Annotated in this window: 12 protein-coding genes; 7 read left to right on the top strand and 5 right to left on the bottom strand. The window is 69.2% G+C overall.

Annotated elements, in window-relative coordinates; translation table 11 throughout:
* Positions 1 to 129: 129 nt before the first annotated feature.
* Both valS and ABD658_RS13415 read left to right on the top strand, forming a co-directional pair.
* Complete coding sequence (valS, locus tag ABD658_RS13420) at positions 130 to 2,808, top strand: valine--tRNA ligase (RefSeq protein WP_344680869.1); 2,679 nt, start codon at positions 130 to 132, stop codon at positions 2,806 to 2,808.
* Positions 2,809 to 2,970: 162 nt separating this feature from the next.
* The gene (locus tag ABD658_RS13415) at positions 2,971 to 3,891 is read left to right on the top strand and encodes an AraC family transcriptional regulator (RefSeq protein WP_344680871.1); all 921 of its coding nucleotides are present in this window, start codon (positions 2,971 to 2,973) and stop codon (positions 3,889 to 3,891) included.
* A 97-nt stretch (positions 3,892 to 3,988) separates the two neighbouring features.
* Here ABD658_RS13415 and ABD658_RS13410 read toward each other — a convergent pair whose 3' ends face one another.
* Complete coding sequence (locus ABD658_RS13410; RefSeq protein ID WP_085437095.1) at positions 3,989 to 4,696, bottom strand: MgtC/SapB family protein; 708 nt, start codon at positions 4,694 to 4,696, stop codon at positions 3,989 to 3,991.
* Positions 4,697 to 5,108: 412 nt separating this feature from the next.
* Here ABD658_RS13410 and ileS point away from each other — a divergent pair, with 412 nt between their 5' ends.
* The 4 genes from ileS (at position 5,109) to ndk (ending at position 10,848) form a co-directional block, all read left to right on the top strand.
* Positions 5,109 to 8,453 (top strand): isoleucine--tRNA ligase, encoded by a 3,345-nt coding sequence (ileS, locus tag ABD658_RS13405; protein WP_344680876.1) that lies wholly within the window; start codon positions 5,109 to 5,111, stop codon positions 8,451 to 8,453.
* A 69-nt stretch (positions 8,454 to 8,522) separates the two neighbouring features.
* A complete protein-coding gene (locus ABD658_RS13400) occupies positions 8,523 to 9,926 on the top strand; it encodes a bifunctional folylpolyglutamate synthase/dihydrofolate synthase (RefSeq protein ID WP_344680878.1) in 1,404 nt (467 codons plus the stop codon).
* A 1-nt stretch (position 9,927) separates the two neighbouring features.
* Complete coding sequence (locus ABD658_RS13395; RefSeq protein WP_344680880.1) at positions 9,928 to 10,434, top strand: DUF4233 domain-containing protein; 507 nt, start codon at positions 9,928 to 9,930, stop codon at positions 10,432 to 10,434.
* Complete coding sequence (gene ndk, locus ABD658_RS13390; protein ID WP_085437097.1) at positions 10,435 to 10,848, top strand: nucleoside-diphosphate kinase; 414 nt, start codon at positions 10,435 to 10,437, stop codon at positions 10,846 to 10,848. It abuts the gene before it with no gap.
* A gap of 72 nt (positions 10,849 to 10,920) precedes the next feature.
* Here the strand turns inward: ndk and ABD658_RS13385 are convergent, their stop codons facing one another.
* The 4 genes from ABD658_RS13385 to ABD658_RS13370 form a co-directional block, all read right to left on the bottom strand.
* Positions 10,921 to 11,961 (bottom strand): ABC transporter ATP-binding protein, encoded by a 1,041-nt coding sequence (locus ABD658_RS13385; protein WP_344680884.1) that lies wholly within the window; start codon positions 11,959 to 11,961, stop codon positions 10,921 to 10,923.
* Positions 11,958 to 12,908, bottom strand: a complete 951-nt coding sequence (locus ABD658_RS13380) for an ABC transporter permease (protein WP_344680886.1) — start codon at positions 12,906 to 12,908, stop codon at positions 11,958 to 11,960. Before ABD658_RS13380 ends, ABD658_RS13385 begins: the two co-directional genes overlap by 4 nt.
* 67 nt (positions 12,909 to 12,975) lie before the next feature.
* On the bottom strand, positions 12,976 to 15,117 hold the full coding sequence (locus tag ABD658_RS13375) for an acyltransferase family protein (RefSeq protein WP_344680888.1): 2,142 nt from the start codon (positions 15,115 to 15,117) through the stop codon (positions 12,976 to 12,978).
* A 135-nt stretch (positions 15,118 to 15,252) separates the two neighbouring features.
* Positions 15,253 to 16,380, bottom strand: coding sequence for an ATP-binding protein (locus ABD658_RS13370; protein ID WP_344744773.1), 1,128 nt, complete (start codon positions 16,378 to 16,380; stop codon positions 15,253 to 15,255).
* 158 nt (positions 16,381 to 16,538) lie between these two features.
* Between ABD658_RS13370 and wecB the strand changes: the two genes are divergently transcribed.
* Positions 16,539 to 17,687 (top strand): non-hydrolyzing UDP-N-acetylglucosamine 2-epimerase, encoded by a 1,149-nt coding sequence (gene wecB, locus ABD658_RS13365; RefSeq protein WP_344744771.1) that lies wholly within the window; start codon positions 16,539 to 16,541, stop codon positions 17,685 to 17,687.
* The last annotated feature ends 83 nt before the right edge of the window (positions 17,688 to 17,770 follow it).

The following is a 17,770-nucleotide window of genomic DNA, read 5'->3' as shown; positions in this document are numbered from 1 at the left end:
GGCCGATCACTGCCCAAGTCTCGTCAGATATCTCTCTGCGTGCCACAAGGACAGACTCGCCGACGACCGACGCTCCACCCTTTAGCAACACGCCCTAATGCGGCCGGCGGACATGGAACAATGGCAGGCATGGCTGAACAGAACTTGGGCACAGACTCGCCCGTCATCGAGACCGCACGTCCCGAGACCGCAGCGACCGCGACGGCGTCGGTGAAGACCCCGCAGGTCCCGGACCGTCCCGCGCTGGAAGGCTTGGAGGAGAAGCTCGGCGCCGCCTGGACCCAGGAACAGGTGTACCGGTTCGAGGAGGACACTGAGCGCTCCGCGGTCTACTCGATCGACACGCCGCCGCCCACCGCCTCCGGCTCCTTGCACGTGGGGCACATGTTCTCCTACACTCAGACCGACGTGCTGGCCCGCTTCCAGCGCATGCGCGGCAAGAACGTCTTCTACCCGCTGGGCTGGGACGACAACGGCCTGCCCACCGAGCGCCGGGTGCAGAACTACTACGGGGTCCGGTGCGACCCCTCCAAGCCCTACATCCCGGACTACACGCCGCCGTCGAGCCCTGCGAAGAATCAGCGGGACTGGGACGTCATCTCCCGGCCCAACTTCATCGAGCTCTGCGAGAAGCTCACCGTCGAGGACGAGAAGGTCTTCGAGGACCTGTTCTCCCGCCTGGGGCTCTCCGTGGACTGGACCCAGACCTACCGCACCATCGACGACAGCACCCGGGCGATCTCCCAGCGCGCGTTCATCCGGGACGTCCAGAACGGCCACGCCTACACGGCACTGGCCCCGACGCTGTGGGACGTCACCTTCCGGACCGCCGTGGCGCAGGCGGAGCTGGAGGCCAAGGAGCGGCCCGGGGCCTACCACCGGTACCCGTTCTTCACCGGTCAGGGGGAGAAGGTCTTCATCGAGACCACCCGTCCCGAGCTGCTGCCCTCCTGCGTCGCACTCGTCGCGCACCCGGAGGACGCGCGGTACCAGCACCTTTTCGGCACCACCGTGACCTCGCCGCTGTTCGATGTCGCCGTCGAGGTCAAGGCCCACCAGCTGGCCGACCCGGAGAAGGGTTCCGGCGTCGCGATGATCTGCACCTTCGGAGACATGACCGACGTGACCTGGTGGCGCGAGCTCCAGCTGCCGACCCGCACCGTCGTCGGCCGAGACGGCCGGCTCTCCCGCGAGACGCCGGAGTGGATCTCCTCGGAGCAGGGTCGCGCGCACTACGAGCAGCTGGCCGGCAAGACCGTCCACTCTGCCAAGGAGGCCGTCGTGGAGCTGCTTCGCGAGGCCGGTCTGCTCGACGGCGAGCCGGAGAAGATCACGCACGCGGTGCACTTCTACGAGAAGGGCGACAAGCCGCTGGAGGTCGTGACCTCCCGGCAGTGGTACATCCGCAACGGCGGCCGCGATGCCGACCGGCGCGAGGCGCTGCTGCGCCGCGGCGCCGAGATCGACTGGCACCCCGCGTTCATGCGTTCCCGCTACGAGAACTGGGTGGAAGGGCTCAACGGCGACTGGCTGATCTCCCGTCAGCGGTTCTTCGGCGTGCCGATCCCCGTCTGGTACCCGCTGGACGCCGAGGGAGAACCCGACTACGACCGTCCGATCCTGCCCGACGAGGCGCAGCTTCCGGTGGACCCCACCACGGACGTCGCTCCTGGATACGAGGAGTCCCAGCGCGGCCAGGCCGGAGGCTTCGTCGGAGAGGCCGACGTCCTCGACACCTGGGCGACCTCCTCGCTGACGCCGCACATCGCCGGCCGGTGGAGCCACGACGACGAGTTCTTCGCCAAGGTGTTCCCGTTCGACCTGCGGCCCCAGGGGCACGACATCATCCGCACCTGGCTGTTCTCCTCCGTGGTGCGGGCCCATACCCTCAACGACTCCGCCCCGTGGACGGATGCCGCCATCTCCGGCTGGATCCTGGACCCGGACCGGAAGAAGATGTCCAAGTCCAAGGGCAACGTGGTCGTCCCCGACGACGTGCTGGAGCAGTTCGGCTCCGACGCGGTCCGCTATTGGGCGGCTTCGGCCAAGCTGGGCGCCGACACTGCCTATGAGGTCGCCCAGATGAAGATCGGCCGTCGTCTGGCGATCAAGCTGCTCAACGCCTCGAAGTTCGCACTGAACCTCGGGGTCACCGAGGAGCACATCGTCACCCGAGGCGAGGACGCCGACGTGCTGGCCGAGCCGCTGGACCGGGCGCTCATCGCCGAGCTGCGCGAGGTGGTGGAACAGGCGACCCACGCCTTCGAGGCCTATGACTACGCCCGTGCGCTGCAGCGGGTGGAGTCCTTCTTCTGGCGGTTCACCGACGACTACGTGGAACTGGTCAAGGACCGGGCCTACGGTGCCCGCGGCGATGAGGCCCAGGCCTCGGTCCGCGCCGCTCTGGCCACCACGCTGGATGCGGTGCTGCGGCTCTTCGCCCCGGTGCTGCCCTTCGCAACCGACGAGGTCTGGCGCTGGTGGCGCGAGGGCTCGGTGCACCGTGCCGCCTGGCCCAGCGCCGAGGCGCTGGAGTCCGTCCACGGCAACCCGGCGATCCTGCCTTCGGTGGCTGAGGTTCTGGCCGGACTGCGCCGCGCGAAGTCCGAGGCCAAGGTCAAGCAGCGCACCGAGGTGCTCTCGGCCCGCGTCACGGGTCCGAACGAGGCGCTGAGCCACGTGGAGGCCGCTCTGGGCGACATCCGCGCCGCGACTCGCTCGCGTGCCCTGGAACTCGTGGGCCAGGGGGAGACCGTGCACGAGCTCACCGTCACCGAGGTGGAGCTGGCCGAGCCTGAGCAGGGCTGAGCCCCGCGCGCATGTCCTCCTCGTGAGACGCCGCGGATCCGACGATGCCGACCCGACAGGATCGGGCATGCATCATCGGTTCCGCGGCGTCGTCGTCTTCCTAGGCTGATGAGGTCAGATCAACCGCAGCAGTCGGATCGAGGCGATCCGAAGGAGGAACGGATGGACAGCTGGAACCGGGCGATCGCCCTCATCGAGGAGCAGATCGCCGACGGTGCGCACCACCGCACCTCGGGGACGGTCGACGTCGCCCGGCTGGCACGAGCCACCCTGACCTCGGAGCATCACTTCCGCAGGATGTTCTCCGTGCTGGCCGGGATGCCGGTGTCCGAGTACGTGCGGCGCCGGCGTATGACCCTGGCCGCACCGGCGGTGCTGAGCGGGCAGGAGCCGCTGCAGGACATCGCCGTGCGCTTCGGGTACCGCTCGGCCGACGCCTTCAGCCGTGCCTTCCGCGCGGTCCACGGCGTCGGCCCCGTGGATGCCCGCAGAGCGGCCCCTCGCCTGCGATCGCAGCCCCCGCTGCGGTTCACCCTCTCCGTGGAAGGAACACAGCAGATGACCTATCGGATCGAGACCCTGGACGCCTTCACCCTGCTGGGCCGGCGGCGTCGCCTGCCGATCGTCCACCAGGGACCGAACCCCGCGATGACAGCGTTCCTGGACGAGTTGGGCCAGAAGACGCTGGAGGACATCGCCGCGCTGTCCACCGGCAGGCCGCCCGGTGTGCTTGCCGTGTGCACCGCCTTCGAGGAGGAGCGCGAGGACGGCAGCACGTTCGACTACTGGCTGGCCGCCGCGACCCAGTCACCTCCCCCGGACGACGGCCGGCAGCCGGACCACGGGCCGCTTGAGTCGCTTGAGGTCGAGGCGCATCAGTGGCTGGTGCTCAGCTCCCAGGGCGTGGAGATCGAAGAGATCCAGCAGCTGTGGCCTCAGGCCTACGGGGAGTGGTTCCCCGCCAACCCGTACGAGCCGCTGGACGTCCCCGAGATGCTCGCCACGGTGCACGACGACGGCGGCGAGGAGGACCACATGGAGCTGTGGCTGGCGGTCCGCCCGACGGCGCAGAGCTCTGGCTGAGCAGGACTCTGGCTGAGCAGGACTCTGGCTGAGCAGGGGGCGTCAGCCCAGGAAGGGGCCGGTCTGCAGGACGCCGAGCGTGATGCGGTCGAGCCTCTCAGTCGTGCTCCTCCTGCACCGAGCGCACCTCACGCACTCCGGAGATCTCGGAGAGCGAGCGGAACAGCTCGTCCTCGCTGACGCCCTGATGCCGGGTGAAGCGCAGCGTGGCCTCCACGATGGCGCCGTCGTCGCCCTCGACATGCCGGGTGCGCGACAGAGCCGAGGCGTATCCGAGATCTGAGGCGCGGCCCAGCACGTCCCGCAGGACGCCGCGGCCGTCGAGGTAGCGCACCTGGAAGACGCGGCTGCGGCTGTGGTGAGGGAGCCTGCGCGCCACGACCGTGATCACTGTGACGGCCAGCAGGTACAGCACGACGGTCAGCGCGGCGATGACCGGCATGCCCGCTCCGCACGCCATGCCGACCGCGGCGGTGACCCAGATGGAGGCCGCCGTGGTGAGCCCCGAGACGATGTTCTGCCGCACGAAGATCACTCCGGCGCCCAGGAATCCGATGCCGGTGACGATCTGGGCCGCGATGCGGGACGGATCCAGGATCACCTCGTCGCCCAGCAGGGGAGCGAAGCCATAGGCGGACACCAGGGTGAACAGCGCCGAACCCAGGCCCACCAGGATATGGGTTCGGGCTCCGGCCGACTTCAGTCGGACCTCCCGTTCGATGCCGATCACCGCAGAGAGCACGAAGGCGCAGACCAGCAGCACGGCCTCGGTGGCCGCGGTCTCCGAGATCCAGATGATCTGCACGTCCCGCCTCCTCGCACCCGTCGATCCGGCCCGGTGACGTCGATGTCGTCCCGTGACAAGCCACCACGGTAGCCTCGGCCTCTCCGGCCCGGAAGGGATGACCGCCGCCCGAGTGCAGGCGCGCTCCACGGTTCGGCGTCATGCCGGGGGATCCCGTAGAATATGGGCATCAGCGACGACCCGGCCATCACCGGTGAGCTTCCGGCAGAACAGGTCCGCAGCGCGGGCCTCAGTAGATCCGGACGGGCAAGCCCGTCACAGCTGTCATGGAGAGGCCCGCTGAGCGGTCCCGGCGCCGAGGCGCCGCGGCCGACGGCGGACAAGCGAGGTGGTACCGCGTCCGGCCCGGCCGAGGCGTCCTTGCGGAAGAACGAGACGCCCACCAGTTCTTGAGCACCCAGGACGGACCTCCATGATCGAGAAGAACTCCTCACCCGTGTACCCCCGCGCCACCCCGGCGGCCGGGGCCGCCGGCTCCGTGCCCGCCTCCCCGCGCTTCCCGGACATCGAGGAGCGGATCCTCGCCGGCTGGGCCGAGGACGACACCTTCCAGGCCTCCGTGGAGAACCGGCCTGCCGATGCTGAGGGAGGACGCGGCGGGGAGTTCGTCTTCTACGACGGCCCGCCCTTCGCCAACGGCCTGCCGCACTACGGGCACCTGCTCACCGGGTACGTGAAGGATCTGGTCGCCCGCTACCAGACGCAGCGCGGACACCGGGTGGAGCGCCGCTTCGGCTGGGACACCCATGGGCTCCCCGCCGAGCTCGAGGCTATGAAGCAGCTCGGGATGACCGACAAGGCCGAGATCGAGTCCATGGGCATGGACCGGTTCAACGACGCCTGCCGCGCTTCCGTGCTGAAGTACACGGCCGAGTGGCAGGACTATGTCACCCGGCAGGCCCGCTGGGTGGACTTCGACAACGACTACAAGACGCTCAACGTCGAGTACATGGAGTCGGTCATCTGGGCGTTCAAGCAGCTCCACGAGAAGGGCCTGACCTATCAGGGCTTCCGGGTGCTCCCGTACTGCTGGAAGGACGAGACCCCGCTGTCCAACCATGAGCTGCGCATGGACGACGAGGTCTACAGGGACCGCCAGGACCCCTCGATCACCGTGACCTTCCCCATCACAGGGGGCGGTGATCATGGGGACGCCCTGCGCGGGGTCAACCTGCTGGCCTGGACCACCACGCCCTGGACGCTGCCCACCAACTTCTCCGTGGCCGTAGGCCCGGAGGTGGAGTACGTCGTCGTCGAAGCTCCTGCGGACGGGCCGCAGCCGGGGCGCCACCTGCTGGGCGCCGAGCTGCTCGCCTCCTATGCGAAGGACCTCGGTTTCGCCGACACCGAGGACGGCACCGCCGCTGAGCACGCCTCCGCCGCCGTCGTCTCCCGGTACCTCGGCTCGGACCTGGCCGGCCTGGAGTACCAGCCGCTGTGGGACTACTACACCGACGCCGACACCTGGGGCACCCAGCACGCGTTCCGCGTGCTGGTGGAGGACTACGTCACCACCTCGGAGGGCACCGGACTGGTCCACCAGGCCTCGGCCTACGGTGAGGAGGACCAGAGGTCCTCCGAGGAGGCCGGCATCCCGGTGATCCTCTCGGTAGACGAGGGCGCAAGGTTCCTGCCCCTGTTCGCCGAACCGACGGCGGCCGGCGAGGCGCCGCTGGCCGACATCGCCGGAGTCCAGGTATTCGAGGCCAACCGCACCATCATCAACGTCCTCAAGGCCGCCGGGCGGCTGGTCCGGGAGCAGTCCTATGCGCACTCCTACCCGCACTGCTGGCGCTGCCGGACGCCCCTGATCTACAAGGCCGTCACCTCCTGGTACGTGGCGGTCACCCAGATCAAGGACCGCATGCTGGAGCACAACGAGAAGATCAACTGGATCCCCGGCAACGTCAAGCACGGCCAGTTCGGCAAGTGGCTCGAGAACGCCCGGGACTGGTCCATCTCACGCAACCGGTACTGGGGAAGCCCGATCCCTGTGTGGGTCTCTGACGACCCCGCCTACCCGCGCACCGAGGTCTACGGCTCGCTCGAGGAGCTGCAGGAGGCCTTCGGCGACGTGCCGCGCAACGCCGAGGGGGAGCCGGACCTGCATCGCCCCTGGATCGACCAGCTGACCCGTCCCAACCCGGACGACCCCACCGGCAGGGCGCGGATGGTCCGCGTGCCCGACGTCCTCGACGTCTGGTTCGACTCCGGCTCCATGCAGTTCGCCCAGGTGCACTACCCCTTCGAGAACTCCGACTGGTTCGAGGACCACCATCCGGCGGACTTCATCGTGGAGTACATCGGGCAGACGCGCGGCTGGTTCTACACCATGCACATCCTGGCGACCGCCCTGTTCGACCGTCCCGCCTTCACCAACGTCATCAGCCACGGGATCGTGCTCGGCTCGGACGGACAGAAGATGTCCAAGTCCCTGCAGAACTACCCGGACGTCAACGAGGTCTTCGACCGTGACGGCTCCGACGCGATGCGCTGGTTCCTCATGAGCTCACCGATCCTGCGCGGCGGCAACCTGGTGGTCACCGAGGAGGGCATCCGCGAAGGTGTGCGGCAGGTGCTGCTGCCCATGTGGAACGCATGGCACTTCTTCACCCTCTACGCCAACACCGCGAACGGGGGGCAGGGCTACCAGGCGCGGCAGGTGACCGCGGCCGAGGCCGACGTCGAGGGGCTGAACCCCCTGGACCGGTACATCCTGGCCGCGACCGGAGATCTGGTCCGTGACGCCACCGTGGCCCTCGACGCCTATGACGTCTCCGGAGCCTGCGAGGCGCTCCGGGCCTTCTCTGAGACGCTGACCAACTGGTATATCCGCCGGTCCCGTCACCGGTTCTACGAGGAGGACACCGCCGCCTATGACGTGCTGTACACCGCGCTGGAGACCTTCGCACGAGTCGCGGCTCCGCTGCTGCCGCTGATCAGCGAAGAGATCTGGCGGGGCCTCACCGGTGAGCGCTCCGTGCACCTGGCCGACTGGCCGGACCCGGAGGACTACCTGCGCGACGAGCGCGCCGTGGAGCTGATGGACCTGACCCGGGGCATCACCTCCGCAGGCTCCTCGCTGCGGAAGTCCGCGAAGCTGCGAGTCCGGCAGCCCCTGGCGACGCTGACCGTCGTGGTGCCCGACGCCGAGGCGCTGGCCGGCACCTACCAGCAGATCGTCGCCGAGGAGCTCAACATCAAAGAGGTCAGGCTGCTCGACGCCTCGGAGGTCTCCGCCGACGACTGGGGGATCGGCCAGCAGCTGGTGATCAACGCGCGGGCAGCCGGCCCGCGGCTGGGCAAGGACGTGCAGAAGGCCATCAAGGGGGCGAAGTCCGGAGACTGGTCGGTCTCCGAGGGTGTCGTCGTCGCCGGCGGGCTCCGGCTGCAGGAGGGGGAATACACGCTGACCACCACCGTCTCCGACGCCTTGGCCGATCAGGCCGTCACTGTGCTGGACGGCGTCGTCGAGGGTGCCGGCGGCGGCTTCCTGGTCCTGGACACCCGTCTCACGGCCGCCCTGCGCGCGGAGGGCACGGCGCGTGACCTGGTCCGCTCCGTGCAGCAGGCACGCAAGGACGCCGACCTGCAGGTCTCCGACCGCATCCGCACCACGGTCACGGCGACCCCGGCGACGATCTCCGCGCTGGAGAGCCACCGGGATCTCCTCTGCGAGGAGACGCTGACCGACGATCTGCGGCTGTTCAGCGACGACGGCGCCTCCGAGCCGCTGATCAGCGTGGTCCGGGTGTGACGAGGACCCCGACGCCGGCCGGCTGCAGCACGATCGCCCGCTACTCGACCTTCTGCAAGGAGACCTGACATGTCAGATTCTGAGTCGCTGAACCCTGTGGAGGGACAGCCGCTGGACCAGTTCTCCGTGGCCAGCGTCTACGCTGAGCTGCTCTCCCGAGCTCCGGAGAACAAGATGGAGCCGCGCATGGAACCGATGCGTATGGCCATGGACTTCCTCGGCGAGCCTCAGCGCGCGGCCCCGGTGATCCACCTCAGCGGCACCAACGGCAAGACCTCCACCGCCCGGATGATCGAGGCCGGGCTGCTGGCCCATGATCTGCGCGTGGGCCGGTACACCTCTCCGCACCTGGCGAAGGTCACCGAACGCATCTGCCTGGACGGCTCCCCGGTGCCGGACGAGACCTTCGTCCGGATCTGGGATGAGATCCGCCCGCATCTGGGCCTGGTGGACCAGCAGCTCGCCGAGCGCGGCGAGGTGCCGCTGACCTACTTCGAGTGCGTCACGATCCTGGCCTTCGCGATCTTCGCCGATGAGCCGGTGGACGTGATGGTCCTCGAAGTCGGGCTGGGCGGCATCACCGACGCCACTAATGTGGCCGACGGTGCGGTCAGCGTCATCACCCCGATCTCCCTGGACCACACCGACCTGCTGGGGGACTCCGAGCGGGACATCGCCCTGGAGAAGGCCGGCATCATCAAGCCGGGAGGCTTCCTGGTCTCCGCGGCGCAGGTGCCCGAGGCGGCCGACGTCCTCCTCGAGGCCGCCCGGGAGGCGGAAGCGCCATTCCAGTTCGAAGGGGTGGAGTTCGGCGTGGAGAGCCGCGCACCCGGGGTGGGCGGCCAGCAGGTGACCCTCCGGGGTCTGGCGGGCCGGTACCCCGACCTGCTACTTCCTCTGCACGGGGCGCACCAGGCCGAGAACCTGGCGGTCGCCGTGGCGGCGCTGGAGGCGTTCATCGGGGGAGGAGAGCAGGAGCTGTCCCTGGAGACTCTGCAGCTGGCCTGTGAGCACATGAGCTCCCCGGGCCGGCTGGAGGTGCTGCGGACCGGACCCTCCATGATCATCGACGCCGCCCACAATCCGGCCGGGGTCGAGGCCAGCGCCCAGGCGCTCAAGGAATCCTTCGGCCTGGGACAGCTGGTGCTGGTGGTCGGCATCCTCCAGGAGAAGGACGCCCGCGAGATCCTCGCGACCCTGCACCGGGAGTACGACGGTCTGGCGGAGGACATCTGCTTCACCCAGTCCACGTCTCCCCGGGCGATACCGGCCGGACAGCTGGCGGAGCTGGCTCTCGACGTCGGCTTCCGCGAGGAGGACATTCACCTTACCGAACGTCTGGACGAGGCCATCGACTGGGCAGTCGGTCGCCTGGACTCCTCCGCCGAGGGGGTTGCGGGCGGAGTCCTGATCACCGGGTCGATCACCGTGGTGGGTGAGGCCCGCACGCTGCTGGGCGGAGGTGAGCTCTGAGATGACCGCTCAGGACGACGCCGACCGCGGCGGGCGGCCGCGCCGCCAGACCCGGGCCCAGCGGGAGTGGCGCCCCGGGATGACCCGGCCGCCGCGCTCGGTGCGGGTCATGTTCGGCTCCGCCGTGCTCAGCCTTGAGGCTCTGCTGATGTTCTTCTTCGGGCTCATGGCGTGGGGGCTCCACCAGAACGAGTGGTACGCCTGGTGGCTCTTCGGCGGGTCGCTGGGGGTCTCCGTGCTGCTGATCCTCACCTGCGCGCTGCTGAAGCGTCCGGTGGGCTGGTGGCTCGGCTGGATCCTGCAGTTCATCATCCTGGCCGGCGGGCTGGTCGAGCCCTACATGTACTTCGTCGGTGTCCTCTTCCTGGCCTGCTGGTGGTACGCGGTGGTCAAGGGACGCCAGCTGGACGTGGAGAAGATGGAAAGATGGAGGGCGGAGGAGCGGTTGGCCACCGAGCAGGAGCCGAGCCCGCCCGAGAACGATCACACGCATCACGAGGAGAGCTGAATGACTGAACGTACGCTGATCCTGGTCAAGCCCGACGGCGTCGCCCGGGGTCTGACCGGGGAGATCCTACGCCGGGTGGAGGCCAAGGGCTACCGCATCGCCGCCCTGGCGCAGCTGGAGGCGACCACCGAGCAGCTGGCCGCCCACTATGCCGAGCACGAGGGCAAGCCGTTCTACCAGCCGCTGGTGGACTTCATGCTCTCCGGGCCCGTCGTGGCGGCCATCCTGGAGGGTGACCGGGTTATCGAAGGGTTCCGCTCCCTGGCCGGCACCACCGACCCCACCACCGCCGCTCCGGGGACCATCCGTGGTGACCTGGGGCGAGACTGGGGAGAGAAGGTCCAGAAGAACCTGGTGCACGGCTCCGACTCCGTGGAGTCCGCTGAGCGCGAGATCGGCATCTGGTTCGGCTGACCGGTCGGTCAGAGAACACGCAGGGCCCGGGACGACGCGTCGTCCCGGGCCCTGCGTGCCGCTGGAGGCGCCTCAGCCGGCGCGCTTCGGGCGCGTGCCGGAGTCGAAATCCACCTGCACCTGGTCGAGCTGCATGAGGGTGCGCTCGTAGACGATCTGCGCCGAGCGCATCCGGTTCTGAGACTTGTGCTCGGTGTACTCCTGATACTGCTGGGTGACCCACTCCGGGTCGCCGTCGGCCAGGAGACGTCCCTGCTCGATCCACAGGACCCGAGAGCACATCTGCTTGATGGTTCCCAAGGAGTGCGACACCAGGAAGACGCAGCCGGCCTGCTGCCGGACTTCGTCGAGGCGGCGCTTCGTGCGCGCGCGGAACTGCGCATCACCGGTGTTCAGGGCCTCATCGATGATGAGGATGTCGGGGTCCACCGCTGTGGCGATCGCGAACTGAAGGCGGGAGGCCATGCCCGAGGAGTAGGACTTCAGCGGCAGGTTCAGCGAGTCCTCCAGCCCGGAGAGCTCCACGACCATGTCATACTTCTCCGCGGCCTCCTTGGGCGTCAGCCCCATGGCCAGGCAGCCCAGTTTGATGTTCTCCCGGCCGGAGAGCTGCTTCACCAGTGCCGCGTTGACGCCGAGCATGATCGGGGTGGAGGTCGCATAGATCTCCCCCGTGGTCGGGCGGATCTTCCCGGTCAGCAGCTTCATCAGGGTGGATTTGCCCGACCCGTTGGTGCCGATGACCCCGACGGATTCGCCCTGCCGGACCACGAAGCTGAGGTCCTGGAGGGCCGGAACGTTCGCCCACCCGGAACCGGTGATCCGCCGCAGCTGCCGGGAGAACCGGCCGGTGGAGTTCAGGTACTCGGTGGAGGAGCGGATCCGGTAGATCATCGAGGCGTGGTCGACGGCGACGGCGATGTCCGAGGAGTCGAGGCGCTCGACCACGGGCGCGGAGTCCTCCTCCGCCCACGAGATCTCCTCGAAGAGCTGCTCATCCTCCAGAATGTCCAGCTCGCCGGTGGCGGTAGGGGCGGGAGCCTCCGTGGCCGGTGCTCCGGAGGACCGCCAGTTCACGCGTCGGGGCGTGTAGTTGCGCACCGGGGTGCTCATCGCTCCCTCCCGTACTTCTCCTCGCCGTGCCAGAACACGAGGAATCCGATGATGAAGATGCTTACCGAGGAGACGGTCAGCACGACCCAGCGATACGGGTCCGCCATCTCGCCGTAGAGCCACGTGGAGCGGATGATGTCCAGCACGCAGAACATGGGGTTGTGGTACATCACGAACTCGATGTACTCGCCTCCCGGCGACCCGGCGAAACGGTCCACGGTGAAGAACACGGCCGAGGTGTAGAACCAGATGCGCATGCCGAAGCTGATCATGTGCTTCACATCGGTGTAGGCCGAGACCGCGCGGGCCAGCAGCATGCCCAGACCCGTGCTGAGCAGGAAGTTCAGCGCCAGCACCGGGAAGATGAACAGCCACAGCCAGTCCACGCTGACCGGAGTCGGAGGAGTGTCCGCCAACGGGATGTCGCCGATGGTGATGACCAACAGCGCCATCACGATCAGCATGGGCACATTGGCGAAGAGCTCGCGGACGTTGATCGCGAACGGGAGGCTCGCCCGGGGGAAGTTGAAGGCTTGGACGACCGACTGGTTGCTGACCATGGAGCTGGCGCCGGAGGACACCGCCGAGGTGGTGTACCGGAACATGAACACGCCGATGATCAGGTAGCCGATGAAGTTGCTGATCCCGCGGGAGAGGTCCAGCAGCAGCCCGAACACCAGGAAGTAGGCCAGGCCGCTCAGGATTGGGTTGACCACCATCCAGACACGACCCATCGCGTCATTGGAGTTGGCGGTCTGCACCTTCGAATGGGAGTCGTAGATGATGAAGTGCCGGAACGCCCACAGCCGCTGGATGTAGTCCAGGAGCCGGGGGCGCGCGCCCACGCGGACCAAGGAGCTGCCATCCAGCTGCACCACGTGTCCGGCCTGGCGAGGCTCGTCCACGTGCGTCGGGGCGGCCGAGCGCTCTGCTGTCGGGGTGGCCATCACCACGTTCCTTCCAGGGGCGTCGTCGCGGGTCCGGCCATCCGCCGGGTCCGTTGTTGCGGGGCGTTCACAGGGAGTCTTCTTCCCGCGGAGCGCCAGCCATTGTATCAGCGGGGTCCTCGGCGCCCGGCGGTCGAACCGCCTGGGCCTCCGGCTCGAACAGATGCGGCATGACCTCGCGCACCCGCTCCTCGAGGTACGGAGCCGCCGTCTCCACGTATTCGTTCGTCAGGTGGTGGCTGTCCCGATAGACCACCACGTTGCCGATGACGGCCGCGCATCGACCCGCAGGGCAGAACAGATCCGTGAGGTCCACCGTGGAAGCTCCGGAGGGCAGTTCCAGCGTGCTCAGCGGGTCGACCTCCGCGAACTTGGAGCCGTCGGGGGCGCAGCTGTGGGCATCCCCGCCCGAGGCCAGACAGTCGGGGACGTCGTCGAGCTGGCGAGGCGTGCCGCGCATCAGCAGCAGCTCGGCACCGGCGTCGGTGATCTCCTGCCACCGTTCTGGGGCACCCTCGACGACGAACTCCTCTCCCGGTTCGCGGGGGATGCGGGTGCCGGGAGTCACCACGACGTCGGGTTCCCGGTCCGCGACCACCTCGGCGAAGCCGGCGTTCCACTGGGCGCACTGGTTGTCCTCGACGTCCTCGATATCACGGAACACGCACCCGCCCTTGGTGGCCACCAGGATCTCCCAGTCGTGCTCCTCGGCCAGCATGAGCCAGGCGTGCTGCCAGTGGCCCGCGTGGGAGCCGCCCGCCAGCATGATCGTGGCCCGGGGGTCCTCCGGGGCGTCCATGTCCTCGCAGACCAGCACCTCAGAGGTCCCCGGCCGGTTCCCGGTGCGCTGATGGCAGTCCCGGGTCGCGTACTCGGGAACTCTGCGGCTCAGGCCCGTGAGCTCGGGGAAGGCCGGGACCTCGTCGAGCTCCGGAGTCCCGGCGACGGCGGCCGAGGAGCCGGACACCGAGGCTCCCGGGTAGAGCGCCCGGTCCATGCCCTGCATCGCCAGACCGTCCTCCTGTGGGGCCGTGGTCAGGTGGAGGTGGGCCGTCGTCGCCGCCGCTCCCAGGGACAGGGTCGTGGCGGCCAGCGCCAGGGTGACACGCTGGGACCGGGACGCGCCGCGACCTGCAGACGGCCCACGTGTGGGGTGCTGGCCCGGCGTGCTCCGGCCGAGTCGGGCCAGCGGCCGTTCGACCCAGCGGTGCGTGGCCCAGGCCGCCGTCAGGGAGAACGCGAGAACCGCCAGCGCCCCCGGCAGCCCCAGGGACTCCGCCCCGGTGGTCTCGAGGAAGAGGATCAGGGCCGGCCAGTGCCACAGATACAGCCCATAGCCCAGGTCGGCGACTCGGGCCAGCGGACGGGAGGACAGCAGCCGCAGCGGCGCAGGCTGTGCGATCGCGGAGGAGGAGCTCTGCGCGGCCGCGAGGATCAGGGCGAGCCCGAAGAGCGGCCACAGCGCCCACGGACCCGGGAACAGCGCGGCGCCGTCGAGGACGAACCCGCAGCTGACCACCAGCCCCAGTCCCGTCCAGGCGGCGGCGGAGCGGAACCGATCAGGCAGCCGGAACCGGACGGCCAGCAGTGCCATCAGCCCGCCCAAGGCCAGCTCCCAGGCACGGGTGCTGGAGGACAGATAGGCCTCGGCGGGGTCCACGTGCTGACGGTGCGCGGCCCACAGGAACGAGGCGATGAGCACACCAGCAGTGAGCACCCCCATCGTTGCGGCGGCCGAACGGCCCATACGGCGGGCGAGCAGCACCGCCGCCACGGCCACCAGCGGCCAGAGCAGATAGAACTGCCCCTGGACGGACAGGGACCAGAAGTGCTGGAACGGACTCGTCTCGGGCCCGGCCGCCTCATAGGTGAGCTGGGACCGGATGAGCTCCAGGTTCTCCAGCCACAGCAGCGAGGCGCGGGCTTCGGTGAGCAGCTGACCGTGGCGGGTGACCGGCAGGATGAGCAGTCCGGCCACCGTGGTCGTTGTGATCACGAGCGCGGCCGGGGCGAGGATGCGCCGCGCCAGGCGGCTCAGGTAGGGGCCGAGGGCGATGCGGCCCGTGCTCGCCGCCTCGCGCAGCAGCATGCCGGTGAACAGGAAGCCGGAGACGGCCAGGAAGATGTCGATGCCGCCGGAGACACGCCCGGCCCCGAACAGGTGGAAGAGCACCACGCCGAGGATGGCGAGGCCTCTGGTGCCCTCCAACGCAGGCAGCCGACGACGATCCGGAAGGCCCTGAGTCAGCGACGTCGTCGCCCCGCGGCCCGCAGCCGGGTCCTCGCAAGAGCCCGACGTGGATGGGGAGGGCGGAGGCGCAGAAGGTCCCACGGGGCGCACGGGTCAGCGTCTCGCGCGCCGCATCATCTGTTCCACCACGGCGTTGGCCGGACGGCGCAGGCTCCCGTGGGAGGGATAGCGATGCAGAGAGATGTCAGCGTCGTCGGCGACGTCGACGACGACCGCGCCGTCGTCGCCGTCGAGGTCGGGGATGAGCAGGTCCACTCCGGCCGCGCGCAACCCCGGCAGCGCCCACATCGCCTCCACGGCCAGCTCGGCATGGGCCTCGCGCAGCTCGGCCGTGATGTCCACGGTGATGCCGCCCTGCAGCGGATTCGACGTGCCGCTGACGTCACGGTGCTCCCCGCGGGGGAGCACCTCGGAGGCGCGGAGTCCGAGGTCGGCGAGGGCGTCGTCGTCGACCTCCGGCGGGTGCTTGGCCAGATGGGCGTTGCGGGCCCGGGCCGCCACGGCGTCGTCCACGAGGCGCCGCACCGTGGCGCGCCCGTCACCGACGATGAACAGCGGCAGCCGGGCGACGGCCGCCACTGTCTTCTCCCCGACCACGTAGGCGCGCACATCGATGCCGGTGGCCTGCTCCTCGACGAGCAGCGAGAGGCTCCGGTACAGCGGATTGGTCCGGGCGGCTCCGGCGTAGGCCCAGGCCGCGCGGAACTCCTCCTCGGTCCGGACTCCCCAGGAGACGCCGACGCCGGCTGACCCGGTGGCCGGTCTGATCACCACCGGCCTGTCGAGCTGCGCCCGGTGGGCCAGTGCTTCGTCCAGCTCGCGCACCCGGAATCCCCGGCCGTCCGGGGTGGGGACCTCCACGGCCTGCAGGTGCTGTTTGGCCAGCGGCCGGGAGCGGCAGGCACGCTTGGCCTGATCGCTCACCAGCGAATGCGTGCGGTGGTTGAGCCCGCCGATGACGTCTCCGTTGAGTGTGAAGGTTCGGAAGGCGTGCTGCACCTCATGCTTAGTGACCTTCTTGCGCCGAGCGGCGGCGAACATCTGCCGTGTGGCCGATGGGGCGCCCTCGAACTCGCGGGGGGCCGCCCAGTCCACGTCGGGGAGGCGCGTGATCAGGCGACGCGGCGGGGAGTCGGGGTCCCGGAAGGCCGCGGCGTGGCGTGCGCGCTGAAGTCGGCGTCCCTGGAGGGCCTCCCCGGAGAAGTCTGCTGAGCTGCTCATCGCCACCACAGTAGCGCAGGGCCGCGCCCGTCCCCGGCCCGGAGGGTCTCCACCCGCGGGCGCGTCGCAGGGGATAGGCTGGAGTCGGCGACTCCGGCAGCGACGACGCCCACGAGCGAGCAGACGAGAATCACCATCAGAGGGGAAGCACACCGGCGATGAAGCGCATCATGCCGATCTACGGAACCCGGCCGGAGGCCATCAAGATGGCCCCGATCGTGAAGGCCCTGCAGGCCAGCGAGCACTTCGAGTGCCGGGTGACCGTCACCGGCCAGCATCGCGAGATGCTGGACCAGGTCAACGAGCTCTTCGGGATCGTCCCGGACCATGACTTGAACATCATCCAGCAGCGGCAGACCCTCAACGGGGTGCTCACCCGGACCGTCTCCGGCCTCGACGCCCTCTTCGCCGAGGACCGGCCGGACGCGGTGATCGTCCAGGGCGACACGACCACGACCACCGCCGGCGCCCTGGCGGCCTTCTACGTCGGCATCCCGGTGATCCACGCCGAGGCCGGCCTGCGGTCGTTCAACCTGTTCTCTCCGTTCCCGGAGGAGGCCAACAGGAAGATGACCTCGCAGATCACCTCGCTGCACCTGGCGCCGACCGGCCAGTCCCGCGCGAACCTGCTGCGGGAGGCCGTCGCGGAGGAGGACGTCGTGGTGACCGGAAACACGGTCATCGATGCGCTGCTGGAGGTCGCCCAGAAGCAGGTGCCGTTCTCCGACGGTCAGCTCGAGGATGCCGCCGCCTCCGGTCAGGAGGTCCTGCTGGTCACCACGCACCGGCGGGAGAACCAGGGCTCCGCCATGGAGGGTGTGGGCCGCGCGCTGGCCCGGCTCTCGGAGCGGTACCCGGAGAAGCTCATCGTGCTGCCGGCCCACCGCAACCCGGTGGTTCGTGAAGCCATCCTGCCGGCACTGGCCGGCCACGACAATGTCATCGTCACCGAGCCGCTGCCCTACGGGGAGTTCACGCGCCTGATGAACCTGGCCACTGTGGTGCTCACCGACTCCGGCGGCGTTCAGGAGGAGGCTCCCAGCCTGGGCAAGCCGGTGCTGGTGATGCGCGAGAACACCGAGCGACCGGAAGCGGTCGACGCCGGCACCGTGCGGCTCATCGGAACAGATGAGGACCGTGTGGTGGACGAGGTGTCCACGCTCTTCGACGACGCCGCGGCCTACCGGGCGATGGCCAACGCCGTGAACCCCTACGGGGACGGCCAGGCGGCCGCCCGCACTGTCGTCGCCGTCGAGAAGCTCTTCGGACTCGGTGAGCGCATGCCGGACTTCGCCCCGCAGGGCTGAGCAGCCCGCGGCACGCGGCGGCCGAGAGCCGACTGTGTGACGGAGACGATGTGACCCAGACGATGTGACCCAGACGATGTGAC

Source organism: Nesterenkonia aethiopica, assembly GCF_039534665.1.
In the GTDB taxonomy this organism is placed as follows: domain Bacteria; phylum Actinomycetota; class Actinomycetes; order Actinomycetales; family Micrococcaceae; genus Nesterenkonia; species Nesterenkonia aethiopica.
The sequence above is the reverse complement of the archived record's forward strand: the minus strand, read 5'-3'. Positions and strand labels throughout refer to the sequence as shown.

Coding starts and splice junctions, on each gene's coding strand:
- valS (WP_344680869.1), top strand. CDS start 130: ATGGCTGAACAGAACTTGGGCACAGACTCGCCCGTCATCGAGACCGCA.
- ABD658_RS13415 (WP_344680871.1), top strand. CDS start 2,971: ATGGACAGCTGGAACCGGGCGATCGCCCTCATCGAGGAGCAGATCGCC.
- ileS (WP_344680876.1), top strand. CDS start 5,109: ATGATCGAGAAGAACTCCTCACCCGTGTACCCCCGCGCCACCCCGGCG.
- ABD658_RS13400 (WP_344680878.1), top strand. CDS start 8,523: ATGTCAGATTCTGAGTCGCTGAACCCTGTGGAGGGACAGCCGCTGGAC.
- ABD658_RS13395 (WP_344680880.1), top strand. CDS start 9,928: ATGACCGCTCAGGACGACGCCGACCGCGGCGGGCGGCCGCGCCGCCAG.
- ndk (WP_085437097.1), top strand. CDS start 10,435: ATGACTGAACGTACGCTGATCCTGGTCAAGCCCGACGGCGTCGCCCGG.
- ABD658_RS13385 (WP_344680884.1), bottom strand. CDS start 11,961: ATGAGCACCCCGGTGCGCAACTACACGCCCCGACGCGTGAACTGGCGG.
- ABD658_RS13380 (WP_344680886.1), bottom strand. CDS start 12,908: ATGGCCACCCCGACAGCAGAGCGCTCGGCCGCCCCGACGCACGTGGAC.
- ABD658_RS13370 (WP_344744773.1), bottom strand. CDS start 16,380: ATGAGCAGCTCAGCAGACTTCTCCGGGGAGGCCCTCCAGGGACGCCGA.
- wecB (WP_344744771.1), top strand. CDS start 16,539: ATGAAGCGCATCATGCCGATCTACGGAACCCGGCCGGAGGCCATCAAG.